The following is a 12,520-nucleotide window of genomic DNA, read 5'->3' as shown; positions in this document are numbered from 1 at the left end:
AACACCATGACCGCCCAAACCACCACCCTTTCCGCCGGCACCCGACGGCATGCCACCACCCCGCGACCGGCCACTTTCCTCGATGCCGTGGCCAGCGAATGGATCAAGATCCGCACCCACCGCGGAGTCCTGCTCGCCCTGCTCATCGGCATCACCGTCACCGTGCTGGCGGGCGCGAACAACTCCTCGGCCAACGCCCGGCACATCCTGGGCGGCGGTGAAACCGGCGGGGACCTGACCTGGGTCACCCAGTTCGGCATGAAATTCGGAGTGATTGCCTTCGCCGTCGCCGGCGCGCTGGCCATGACCTCCGAGTACAGCAGCGCAATGATCCGCACCTCGCTGACCGCCGTCCCCTCCCGCGGCCGCTTCCTGGCGGCCAAGGCCACCGCCTTCACCGCCATTGCACTGGCCGCAGGCCTGGCCGCCTCCGCCGTCTCCTTTGCTATCGGAAGCTCCATCCTGTCCGGGGCCGGCGTCCACCTCAACCTGAGCGATCCCGGAGTCATGCGCGCCATAGCCGGCGGCGGTCTGTTCCTGGCCACCTCCGGCCTGCTCGCCCTCGCCCTCGGCGCCCTCCTGCGCAACCCGGTCGCCACCGTGGGCAGCATCTTCGCCCTCTACGTCCTCCCCATGATCCTCGGCCCCGACCTGGGCGACCACGTTCCCCCCTTCGAGGCCGGTAACGCCATCACCCGCGCAGCAGCCGAAACGGCCTGGACCGGCTACCTCACCCTCCTCGCATGGACAGCAGCCATCGCGGCCAGCGCGTACGCAGCAATGAAGCGGCGCGACGCCTGAGCAGCCCGAGACGGTCGCAGATGCGTTCTGACACCCTTGCTTCACTAGGAGTGTCATGAATTAGGTGGGTTCCTTCCTCGAAGGAGTCATCTGATGGGTACGACGACGGGTCACACGATCGGGATGGCCGGCGGTGTGTCGCTTGCCAGGGTCGGCGCGAGTGCTGAGGGTTCTGGTGTGAAGGCGATGCCGGTATCCGAGAACGGCCTCTCGGTCGAGCTGCTGGAAGAATTGGCCGCGCTCGCGGCGGAGAAGACCGCGGCCGGTGGTCTTCGGCTGATGGGCGAGGGCGGCATTCTTCCCGAGCTCGCCCAGCATTTGATGCAGGCCGCGCTCGAGGCGGAGATGGACTTGCACCTGGCTGATGAATCAGTGCGGGCCGGCGGCCGGGGATCTCGTTCGGGCGGGAATATGCGCAACGGTTACCGGGCGAAGAAGGTGATGACCGAGGTCGGCCCGGTGGTGGTGAACGTGCCGCGTGACCGGCTCGGAACCTTCCGTCCGGGGCTTCTGCCGAAGTACGCCCGCCGGACCGGCGCCCTGGATGAAATGGTCCTCTCGCTCACCGGGAAGGGGCTGACGTCCGGGGAGATCGTCGCTCATCTCGCCGAGGTCTATGGGATGGCGACGTCGAAGGAAACCGTTTCGACGATCACGGACAAGGCGCTGGAATCGATGGCGGAATGGCGTACTCGTCCTCTCGATTCGGTGTATCCGGTGGTGTTCATTGATGCGATCCATGTGCGGATCCGGGATGGTCAGGTCGCCAACCGGCCCGTCTACGTGGCGATCGCGGTCACCGCGGACGGCTACCGCGAGATCCTCGGACTGTGGACCGGGCAGGGCGGCGAGGGTGCCAAGTACTGGCAGACCGTGCTCACGGAGATCCGTAACCGTGGCGTGAAGGACGTCCTCATGCTGGTCTGTGACGGCTTGACCGCGCTGCCCGAGGCCGTTAACGCGATCTGGCCCCAAACCGTTGTCCAAACGTGTGTAGTTCATCTGATCCGAAACAGTCTGCGTTACGGATCGCGTCGGGATGCAGCTGAGATCGCCCGGGGCCTCAAGCCGATTTACACAGCCGTCGACGAAACCCAGGCCCGAAGCCGGCTGACCGAATTCAAAGAGAAGTGGGACAGCCGGTATCCCTCGATCGGCGGGATCTGGGAACGGTCCTGGAACGAGTTCGTCCCGTTCCTCTCCCTGCCACCGGCGATCCGTCAGGTCGTCTACACGACCAACGCGATCGAGAGCTTGAACGCGCGCTACCGACGGGCTGCACAGGCCTGCGGACACTTCCCGAACGAGACCGCAGCCCTCAAGAGGCTCTATCTCGCCACGCTTGCTCTCGATCCCACTGGCCGGGGCCGTCAGCGCTGGAGCAATCGCTGGAAGGCCGCTCTCAACGAATTCGATGTCCTCTTCGACGGCCGCCTTACCGCCAATCAGGTATAGGCCAGAAAGCCCAGCAAACAAGGCGTAGGCCAAACAGACGAACCACACCTAATTCGTGATAGACCCGCTTCAGTCGGCCGCTGGCTCGTCCTCGTCTTCGTCCTGCTCCGGCGCGTCGGGGTCACGCAGCGGGCGCAGGGCACCGGTAGCCGGGAAGCTGGCGATGAAGCTGTAGCGGCCGAGCAGGTTCAGGTTGCGGTGCTTGAGCGGGGACAGTCGGGCGACATCCTCGTTCCGGATCTCGTGGACCTCGGCGCGGAGCTGGGCGACGGCGGCGTCAATGTACTTCGTCGTCCAGAGCACGATGGCGTTGAGGACCAGGCCGAGAGCGCCGAGCTGGTCCTCCATACCGTCGCGGTACGCCTGGTGGATGGTGCCGCGCTTGCCGTGGCACACGTCCCGGGCCAGCTTGTGGCGGGACTCCTGCACGGTGAGCTGCCGGTTCATCTGCCGCCGGTAGGTGTCGTCCACCGGGTCGACCACGCGCAGCAGGTGCTCGGTCTTCGCGATCCGCCCGTACTCCGCGAACGCCGCACCCAGCGGGGTGGCGCGGCCGTCACGGCCGAACATACGCAGCAGGTCGTAGGCGCGGACCTGGTTGGTGACCAGGGAACCGGCGACCTTCAGCATGTCGGGCCAGTGCGTGATCACCTTGTTCAGATTCACGCGGTTGCGGGCCAGGTCCTCCACCGGGCCGTACGTACCGGTCTCGACGCCGGGCATGGTGGCCCGCCAGAACCGCTGGTCGTCCAGGTCGCGAAAGCGGGGGCTGAAGTTGTAGCCGAGGATCTTGAACAGGCCGAACACCATGTCGGAGTACGAGGCGTTGTCGGTCGCCACCATCTCCGGCTTGACGCCGCCGTCCAGGTTCAGCAGCGCGTCCAGGATGTGCAGGGAGTCGCGCGGGGTGCCGGGCACGACCATCTGCCCGATGCCCGCGACCTGGTCGTTGACAGCATTGAGCCAGGTGATGCCCCGCTTGAACCCGAAGTACTTCGGCGACGGCGCGGCGTTGATGGTGCGCACCGGTACCTGGAAGCGCAGCCCGTCCACAGAGGCGAGCAGCCCGTCGCCCCAGAACTGCACGATCGGGATGTCGGCCTGGGCGGCGATGAGAGCTGCGTTCGCCGCGGCGATGGTGTCGGCGCGCAGGTAGTACTGGTCGACGTGCACGAGCCGGGCCCGGGTCAGCGCCTCGTAGCCGGGGCTGACCACCGGGGTCAGGCCGATGTTGCACGCCTCGGAGACGAGCAGCGCGACCATGGAGGTGGGCAGGTCTTTCATCCGGGTGGTGCCGTCGCCGAGGTGCACGAAGGCGTCGAGGAACCCGGTCCAGGCGTTCACCTCGAACAAAAGGTCCGGCAGGTCGATCTTCGGGAGCATCTTCTCGACCCGCTTGCGCAGCCAGGTCAGGGACTTCGGTTCGCCGAGCGCGCCGAGCTTGTCGACGTTCAGCTTCACCCGCCCGTCGCCGGCCACCTCGATGGAGACCTTCGCCGCCGGCCCCGCCTCCTCCAGCCGTTCGGCGAGCTGCTTCCATCCGGCGTCCAGGCCGCGCACCAGCTCCGCCAGGTGCTCGGTGACGGGCCTGTCCAGGCTCAGGGCCGCCAGGACGTCCTCCTCGACCGCGTCCCAGTCCGGGCCCTCCAGGAGGCGGGCGCGCGGGTTGGACCAGCGGTGTGAGGGCGAGGCGAAGACGTCGCGGTTGTTCAGGGCCCGGTGCAGCTGTTCCAGCACGCACACCACGTAGGCGTCCCGGTCCACCGCGCCCTGGGGTAGATCAGGGTTGGCGTACACCGCCTTGCGCCACGCGGGAGGCACGAGCTTGTCGTCCACCTCGCGCGGCAGCAGCGGCTTGACGCCCACCTTCCGCCGGGCCAGCGCTGGCAGGCCGCGCACCCCGGCCAGGACCCGCTTCCCGGCACTCGCCGCGTCCAGGGCCTTCGACTCGCCCAGCAGCGCGAGGAACGGACGGACCGTGGCATACCGGTTCGTGAGCGCGGCCCGCATGGCGACCTCGGCCGAGTTCTCGTCCTCGGGCACCAGCGAGACCACGGTGGCCGCCGCGGTCATCACGGCGGCGCGCGGGGCGACTTCCTCTACGGCTGCCCAGAGCGCGGCCACGTCCAGGTCCGTCGCCTGCTCCTCGACCAGCTCCAGTTCCTCGAACAGCACCTTCGCCGCCCGCGCGAGCACTCGTGACGCCTTCTCCAACTGCGGCAGCGTGGAAAGCCGCTCCTTCTCCGTCTTGCGCTTCGCCGTGTTCAGCAGCCGGGTGGCCATGAGGACCTGGAACAGGTCCAGGGCCTCGTCGATCGCCTTCGCCTCCAGGTGCCGCATCACCGCGGTGAGCATTGCCGTGCGCTTGGGCTCCGCCGTCCGCTCCAGCAGCGGCGCCTTCGAGCCCAGCGCGTACCGGGCCAGCGCCGCCATCCGGTTCGGCGGGATCTGCGACAGCCTCAGCCTGCCGAGCCGGTACGCGCCGATCTCGTCCACCCGCTCCAGCGCACGGGCGAACGCCGTGCCCGTCGTCCGCGTCGGCGGCCGGCGCAGCCGCTCCAGCTCCGAGAACCGCGAGCCCTCCGGTGTCTTCAGCGTCGCCACCAGATCCCCGGGCAGCGCCGGGTCCGCGCGGCGGGCGGCACCCGCGACCGTGGCGTGCAGCCGCTTCTCCGCGACCTTCCGGGCCTCCGACACCTGCCGGGCCAGCACCGACACCCCGGGCAGCAGGACCCGGTGACGGCGCAGCCAGCCCACCGCCTGGTTGAACAGGGCCACCGGCCCCTCGGCGTGCGTCCACGCCCGCCCGTGCAGGAACGTACGGAACCGGCGCGACCACTCCGCATCGTCGTACTCGCGGTACTCGTAGGCGTCCCGGATCTCCCACGCGTGCTCGTACGGCGTCGGCTTGCGCTCGGTGTACCGCTTCACGCACGAGACGTCCTCGATGCCGAGCTGCACGGCCAGGTGCTCGACCACGACCCACGGCACGTCCAGCGGGTCGTCCGGGAGGAACCGGCCGATGTGGCGCACGGTGCACATCTGGAGAGCGAACCCGAGCCGACTGTGGTCCCCGCGCCGCTTCGCGACCAGCTTGCGGTCCTCGTCGTCCAGGAAGAAGAACCGCTCCAACTCTGGCCGAGTCGGCTCCTCGTTGAACTTGCCGTACGACGCTGCCTGCTCATCGGTCAGGAACTCCACTGGCATGGACGCGAAGCTATCGGCGCCCGCAGGCTCTCAGGGATCTTCCACCGAACCTCGCCGCCGGGCCTGCCGCCCGTGGTAGAGGCCATGATCACCGGCTTAGCGTTAACCGCTGTACCGATGTTCCCCGAGGCCGGCGTCGTACCCGTCGTCGTTGGTGAGCAGGATCCGCAGCGGGGCGGTGCGTTCGGGCGCCGGGCCGGCGGTCCGCGGGGCGGCGGCCGCGGGGACCGTAGCGGCCAGGGCCGGGGTGCACAGCAGCAGGGCGGCCAGCGGCAGAACGCGCTTGCGAGTCACGGGGATGCTCCTTCGGAGGGTGGGCGGGTGGGTGGGGGGGCGGAGTACGGGGGCGCCGGGTCCGGCGGACCCGGCGCCCGGATCAGCGCACGCTGCGGATCGGGAGGATGGCGAGCGCGCCGATGAGCGACAGGGCCCCGCCGGCCAGGAAGAGCGGGGTGTAGCCGCCCAGTCCGGTGACGATGGCCGAGGCGACGAAGGGGGCAACGATCTGCGGCCCGGCGTTCGCGATGTTGAGGACGCCCATGTCGCGGGCGGCGTCCTCGGCCCGGGGCAGGACGAGGGTGACCAGCGCCGTGTCCACGGCCATGAAGCAGCCGAAGGCGAGGCCGTTGAGCGCACTGAAGACGATCATGCCGGTCCAGGTCGGGCTGATCACGGGGACCGCCATGACCAGTCCGGCGAGGGCGGCCGAGACGCCGACGAACACCTTGCGGCGGTCCCACCGGTCGGACAGCAGGCCGCCGAGCACCGTGGAGAGGGCCATCGCGACCATCGACACCGGGGTGAGCACGGCCATCGCGGCGGGCGGGGTCAGACCGGCGGGCAGCGCGATGTGGTCGTCGAGGATGTACAGCTGGTAGCCGACGACCGAGAAGTAGCCGAGGACCATCAGGGCCCGGCCGATGAAAGCCCACCGGAAGTCGTGGTGGGACAGCGAGGAGAGGAAGGCGGCGATCCCGGAGCCCTTGGGACGGGCGGCCGCGGCGGCTGCCGCCTCGACGGCGGCCGCGGTGCGCGGGACGTCCCGGCAGAAGGTGGTGAGCAGCAGCGCGGCAACGGCGACGATCGCGCCGAAGACCAGGTAGCCCGTACGCAGGTGGTCCGCGGTCTGGGAGGCGATGAGCACGCCGACCGTGCCGCCGATGGGCAGGCCCAGCCCGACCAGCGCCGATGCGGTGCCGCGGCGGGCGGCCGGGATCCGGTCGGGCACGATCGCGGTGACCGCGGCCTGGTAGACGTTCATGGTCGCCTGCGCCAGGCACCAGGCGGTGCCGACCAGGAGCGCGGTGCTCACACTGCCGAGCAGGGCCAGGGCGGCGAGCGAGGCGAGGGCGCCGCCCAGGATCCAGGGGCCGCGGCGGCCGGTGCGGTCGGAGAGGGCGCCCGCGATCGGGTTGAAGGCGGTGGCGAAGATCGAGCTGACTCCGCCGATCAGGCCCAGGACCGCGACCTTGTTGACGGGGTCGATGGCGGCGACCTGGAGGGGCAGCAGGACCGAGCCCACGCCCATGTAGACCGCCATCATCGCGGAGTTCGCGACTAGCAGCAGGGTAAACAGGCCGCGCTGACGCGGTGGTTCGGGGGCGGCGGGGACGGGATGGACGACGTCGGGCAGGGCCATGACGACTCCTCGGGGGACGGAGCGGGGAGGTGGCGGTGAGCGGGGCGCCGCATGCGGGGGCGGGGGAGGAGTGGGGTGGTGCGGGGCGCGCGGCAGCGGCCGGGGGCGCCGGGAGATGCGGCGTACTAGCGCGGCCGACCTGATGTTGTTACACGTGTCACCGACGGCGCTGGACACTGTGTAGCACCCATTTCCGGCCGCCGCCAGAGGTTTGGCGGAGTGCTGGTCCGGATCGTGACCGTCCGGAGATCCCTTGTGCCATGACGTGTAACCAACGCTTGTGCGGGGGCCGGGTCTCGGCCATACTCCGTGCCGCAGCGCGACGATCCGAGCCGCTGGCCCGGCCCCGACCGCACGGGCCCACGTCCGGCTCACCCCCGGCACGACCCTTGGCGCGGCCTCGCCGTGGTCCTCGGCTCCGCCGTCTGCTTCGCCCCTCGGCCTGGCCGTTGGCTTCGCTCTTCGCCTGCCTTTCCGGGGACTTCCGCTCGGCGGTGGCGGTGAGGACGTTCCGTGTCGGCCGGTCAGTCGGCCGGTCAGTCAGTCGGTCGGCGGCCGCGCGGTCGTTGTCGCGCGCCGCCTGCCGCTGGTCCCGTCGCCGTGTTCGCCCGCCGTCCGTTCCGTAGCCGTCCCCGCTGCTCGCCCTCCCGTGTCCGCTCACCGGGACGCCCGTGAAAGGCCCGCCATGACGCACTCGCCCTCCCGTGTGCCGCCGCCCCCGCACCATCTGCCGACCGCTCCGCCGCGCCATGCACTCCCCTGGGGGATCGCCCTCCTGCTCGTGCCCTTCCTCGTCGCACTGTTGCTCAGCACGGTCGAACGGCCCTTCTTCCAGGGGTTCGACGACTGGTGGGAGGCCTCGGTGAACAACGCGTCCACCACCGGGGACGGCGGTTTCGCCCTCGTCCTCGACCGGCTCGGCGGCCCGCTCGGGATGATCCTGCCGCTCGCGCTGATCGGCGTCCTGTGCGTGTACGGGCGCTGGCGCTCGTCGCTCTTCGTCCTCGCGGCGGCGGTCGCCGCCAACGGCGTGGTGCTGCTGCCGCTCAAGCAGCTCGCCGACCGCCCGCGTCCGCCGCACCCGTGGGTCCTGGTCAACGAGGGCTCGTACCCCTCCGGCCAGGTGTTCAGCGCCGTCACCCTGGTGATCGTGGCCGGACTGGTGGTGTTCCCGCCCCGTGCGCGACGCTGGTGGTGGCCGGTCGGTGCCGTGTACGTCCTCGCGATGATGGGGAGCAGGACCTGGCTGCACGCCCAGTGGCTCAGCGACACCTTCGCCGGCGCCCTGCTCGGCGCCGGGACCTGCCTGGTGCTGTGGCGGGTGTTCGCCTCGCTGCTGCGTGCGGAGGCGGAGCGCATGGCCGCGGACAGCCTGTGGCTGTGAGTCCCGGGCGGGCCGTGCGGGTCCGAGCCACGGAGCGAGCCACGGACCCGCTCGGATATTGCGAAATGTTGACGGTCGATAATTGTACGCAATAGTCTCGTCGTGTCGGCGCGCATCCGGCACGCGATCAGGAAGGACCGGCTCATGGCTCACTCCCCAGGCGAGGACCCGATGGTCGTGGACCTGCCCGCAGGGCGGCTCCGCGGCGCGGACGAGGGCGGGCTCCTCGTCTTCCGCGGCGTGCCATACGCCGAACCGCCGGTCGGCGACCTGCGCTGGCGCCCGGCCCGGCCGCACGCGGGCTGGAGCGGGATCCGGGACGCCACCGCCGACGGGCCGAGCGCGCCGCAGCTTTACCAGGAGGGTGGCGACCCGGTGCTCGGCGGTCACGGCGCGCCCCCCTTCGACGAGGACTGCCTGACCCTCGACGTCTGGACGCCCGCCGCCGACGGGGCCCGCCGCCCGGTGCTCGTCTGGATCCACGGAGGCGGCTTCGTGTCCGGCTCCGGGTCGCTGCCCGGCTACTCCGGCGCGACCTTCGCCCGCGACGGCGATCTCGTGGTCGTGAGCATCAACTACCGGATCGGGCCGCTCGGTTACCTCTGTCTCGGCCCCGGCGAGGGCGTCAACCACTGGCTCACCGACCAGCTCGCCGCCCTGCACTGGGTACACGAGAACATCGCCTCCTTCGGCGGCGACCCCGACGCCGTCACGGTCGCCGGGCAGTCGGGCGGCGCGGTGTCCACAGCCGCGCTCGCCGGGCATCCGCAGGCACGGGGCCTGATCAAGCGGGTCATCCTGCAGAGCCCGCCCTTCGGCCTGGACCTCCCCGACCCGGCCGCGGCCCTCGAGCGCACCGCCGCCTACCTCGAGCTCGCCGGGGTCAAGGACCAGGCCGAACTGCGCACCCTGCCCTGGCCCGAGCTGATCGGTGCGGCCGCCGGACTGTTCGGGCGGACCATGCGGTGGGGGTACTGGCCGACCCCCTTCCTGCCCGTGATCGACGGCGCCACCCTGCCCCGGCATCCGGCCGAGGCCCTGCTGGGCGGGGCGGCGGCCGGCATCGACGTCATGATCGGCTGGACCCGGGAGGAGGCCGCCTTCGGCTTCGCGCTCGACGAGCGGTACGCCGCCGCGACCCGGGAGCAGGTCACCGACCGCATCGCGGAGACCTTCGGCGGCTCCCGCGCCCCCGCGGTGTACGCGGCGTACGAACGGACCCGCCCCGGCGCCCGCCCGCACGACGTCCTGATGGACCTGATCACGGACGAGCTCTTCCGGGTCCCCGCCGTACGGCTGGCCGAGGCCAGGGCGGAGCTCGGGCGGCCCGTCTGGGCCTACCAGTTCGACCTGCCCGCGCCCGCTTACGAGGGCCGGCTCGGCGCCGCGCACTGCCTCGAACTGCCCTTCGCCTTCGACAACTTCGACCAGTGGGCGCACGCCCCGTTCGTGGCCGGGATCGCCCCCGCCGTCCGCGACGGCCTCGCGCACGCCATGCACCAGGCCTGGATCGGCTTCGTCCGCACCGGCGATCCCAACCACTCCGACCTGCCGCGATGGCATCCGTACGACACCGCCACCCGCACCACGATGCGCTTCGACTCGGTGGTCGGCGCCCTCGACGATCTCGCCGGCGATTCCCGGCGGCTTCATCTGACTCGTGTAACCTGAAAGGAGCCGTACGAGTCAGGCAGAAGGAGCTCCGAGGGACGTCATGGCCAAAGACACAAGCGTCCCCGCCTCCATCACCAGTGCCGACGTGGCCCGGCTCGCCGGGGTGTCACGCGCCACCGTCTCCTTCGTGCTGAACGACACCCCCGGCCACCGCGTCAGCGAGAACACCCGCGCCCGGGTGCGCGACGCGGCCCGGCAGCTCGGCTACGTCCCGCACGCCGCCGCCCGCTCCCTGCGGGCCGGCCGCAGCAACCTCGTCCTGATGCCCGCGTCGATCTCCGCGATCGGCCGTCTCGTCAGCGACTGGGTGGACGACCTGCACAGCGAGCTCGACCGGCACGGCTACACGGCCGTGCTCCACGCCGGCCGGTTCCCCGACCCCCTCGACGCCGCCCGGGCCTGGGCCGAGATGCGCCCCGCGGCGGTCGTCGCCATGGACGGCGACCGCTTCGGCGGCCAGGCGGCGGAGCTGCTGCGCCGCGCCGGCGTCCGGGGACTGCTCGCCTTCGCGGCCCACCCCGTTCAGGGCGTGCACACCGTCGGCTTCGACCACGCCAGGATCGGTGCCGCCGCCGCCGAACACCTCATTGCCCGCGGCCGCAGCCGGATCGGCGTCGTCATGCCCCTCGAACGCGGCCTGGGCACGCTCGCCCGGCCGCGCCTCGCGGGGGCCGAATCGGTCGCCGCCCGTCACATGGCCACGGTCACACCCCTGGAGCTGGCCTACACCCGCGAATCCGCGACCGAGCTCGCCCGGCGGTGGCGGAGCCTGGGCCTGGACGCCGTCTTCGCGTACAACGACGAATACGCGGCCCTGCTCCTCCACGCGCTCCAGGCGGAGGGCGTCCGCGTACCGGACGACGTCGCCCTGGTGGGCTGCGACGACCTGGTCCTGTCCTCGCTCCAGCAGCCCGCGCTCACCACGGTGCGGCTGGAACTGCCGTCGGCCGCCCGGATCGCCGACACCGTGCACGAGCAGATCGACACCGGAACGGCCCCGCCGGTGAAGCCCGTCGAAGCCGTCCTCGTCCACCGCCAGACCTCCTGACACGGCCGCCGGGGCGCCCCGGGGCCGGCCGCCGGGCCCCCGTGCCTCCCCGGATGGCCGGTGGGCCGCGGGGCGCGGACGATGGAGGCATGCGGCGGAGCGAGGCAAACGGCGGGGGCACCGGAGCACTGTCCGGATTCCTGGAGAACCCGGTCATCGGCATGGCGCCGTGGATCGTCTTCTCCCTGCTCGTCGGACCGGGACGGTTCGAGATCGCGGTCGGGATCGCGCTGGCGACGGCCGCCACACTGATCGTGCTGAGCCGCGTGGTCAACCGGGGCACTTCGTGGAAGCTGCTGGAACTGGCCGACGTGGTGTTCTTCGCCGCGCTGGCCGTCGTCGGGGCCACCGCGAGCGCAGGGACGCTGCGCTGGCTGGAGACGTACGCGGGCGAGCTCGCGAACATCACCCTGGCCGTGATCGCCTTCGGCTCCATGGCCGTGGGGATGCCCTTCACCCTCCAGTACGCCCGCGAGCAGGTCGACCCCGCGCTCTGGCACACCCCCACCTTCGTCCGGACCAACTACGTGATCACGGCGGTGTGGGGGCTCGCCTTCCTGGTGGCGGCCCTCGCGGGCGGCTACGGGGACCTGGTCCTGCACAATCCGAACAACATCTGGACCGGCTGGATCATCCAGATCCTGGCGATCGTCGCGGCCCTCCGGTTCACGGGCTGGTACCCGGAGGTGGTCCGGGCCCGCGCGGCCCGGGCGGCCGCCGGACAGGGCGCCGAACCGCCCCGCCTGGCCGGCCTGCTGCTCCCGCTGGCGGGGCTGCTGGTGCCGATCGGGATCGCCGTGCTCGTCTTCGACGGCAACGTGTGGTGGCTGGGCGTGGCGCTGATGGTGGCGGGCGGAATCCTGACGAAGCGGCTCCAGTCGCGGAGCTGAGCCCGCCGGGGGTTGCGGGTGCGGCGTCGTTGCGGCGGCGCTGCCCCGGGGCCCCGCGCCTCAATCGCCGGCGGGGCTGGTGGGGTGCCGGGGTTCGGGAGGCGAGGGGTGCGGGGCCCCTCCGCGGTGTCTCCTCGGCTTGCGGCTGGGCCGTGGCCGGGGGTTGCGGGTGCGGCTTTGTTGCGGGGGCGCTGCCCCGGGGCCCCGCGCCTCAATCGCCGGCGGGGCTGGTGGGGTGCCGGGGTTCGGGAGGCGAGGGGTGCGGGGCCCCTCCGGGGTGTCTCCTCGGCTCGCGCACCATGGCTTGGCTGCGAGGGTTTCGGCCGTGGTTGCGCGCTCGTCCTGCGGGGACACCCCTGCACGGCCCCACCCCCCTCGCCTCCCGAACCCCGGCGGGCGGGGCAGTCGCTTGCGGAGCCTGG

Annotated in this window: 9 protein-coding genes; 6 read left to right on the top strand and 3 right to left on the bottom strand. The window is 71.4% G+C overall.

Going from position 1 to position 12,520, the window contains the following annotated elements; genetic code table 11:
• Positions 1-6: 6 nt before the first annotated feature.
• Positions 7-801: a hypothetical protein gene (locus ACTVZO_RS03795; RefSeq protein ID WP_443296973.1), complete on the top strand. Its 795-nt coding sequence runs from the start codon at positions 7-9 to the stop codon at positions 799-801.
• A gap of 186 nt (positions 802-987) precedes the next feature.
• Positions 988-2,256, top strand: a complete 1,269-nt coding sequence (locus tag ACTVZO_RS03790; protein WP_443303037.1) for an IS256 family transposase — start codon at positions 988-990, stop codon at positions 2,254-2,256.
• 69 nt (positions 2,257-2,325) lie between these two features.
• Here the strand turns inward: ACTVZO_RS03790 and ACTVZO_RS03785 are convergent, their stop codons facing one another.
• From ACTVZO_RS03785 to ACTVZO_RS03775, 3 genes are all read right to left on the bottom strand, one after another.
• Entirely contained in the window at positions 2,326-5,463 is a 3,138-nt protein-coding gene (locus ACTVZO_RS03785; protein WP_443296972.1) for a Tn3 family transposase, read from the bottom strand.
• 102 nt (positions 5,464-5,565) lie between these two features.
• Positions 5,566-5,757, bottom strand: coding sequence for a hypothetical protein (locus tag ACTVZO_RS03780; protein ID WP_443296971.1), 192 nt, complete (start codon positions 5,755-5,757; stop codon positions 5,566-5,568).
• Between the two features lie 82 nt (positions 5,758-5,839).
• The gene (locus tag ACTVZO_RS03775) at positions 5,840-7,102 is read right to left on the bottom strand and encodes an MFS transporter (protein WP_443296970.1); all 1,263 of its coding nucleotides are present in this window, start codon (positions 7,100-7,102) and stop codon (positions 5,840-5,842) included.
• Between the two features lie 685 nt (positions 7,103-7,787).
• Between ACTVZO_RS03775 and ACTVZO_RS03770 the strand changes: the two genes are divergently transcribed.
• The 4 genes from ACTVZO_RS03770 to ACTVZO_RS03755 all read left to right on the top strand — a co-directional run bounded on the left by ACTVZO_RS03770 (position 7,788) and on the right by ACTVZO_RS03755 (position 12,098).
• Positions 7,788-8,486, top strand: coding sequence for a phosphatase PAP2 family protein (locus ACTVZO_RS03770; RefSeq protein ID WP_443296969.1), 699 nt, complete (start codon positions 7,788-7,790; stop codon positions 8,484-8,486).
• 144 nt (positions 8,487-8,630) lie between these two features.
• Positions 8,631-10,157: a carboxylesterase/lipase family protein gene (locus ACTVZO_RS03765; RefSeq protein ID WP_443296968.1), complete on the top strand. Its 1,527-nt coding sequence runs from the start codon at positions 8,631-8,633 to the stop codon at positions 10,155-10,157.
• A gap of 43 nt (positions 10,158-10,200) precedes the next feature.
• Positions 10,201-11,208 carry a LacI family DNA-binding transcriptional regulator gene (locus ACTVZO_RS03760; RefSeq protein ID WP_443296967.1) on the top strand — a complete coding sequence of 336 codons (1,008 nt, stop codon included), beginning with the start codon at positions 10,201-10,203 and terminating at the stop codon, positions 11,206-11,208.
• 89 nt (positions 11,209-11,297) lie between these two features.
• Entirely contained in the window at positions 11,298-12,098 is an 801-nt protein-coding gene (locus ACTVZO_RS03755) for a hypothetical protein (RefSeq protein ID WP_443296966.1), read from the top strand.
• Positions 12,099-12,520 lie beyond the last annotated feature (422 nt).

Origin of the sequence: Streptomyces sp. IBSNAI002 (assembly GCF_052244475.1) — a bacterium.
In the GTDB taxonomy this organism is placed as follows: domain Bacteria; phylum Actinomycetota; class Actinomycetes; order Streptomycetales; family Streptomycetaceae; genus Streptomyces.
Note: the sequence above shows the minus strand (reverse complement) of the source record. Positions and strands in the feature narration are given on the sequence as shown.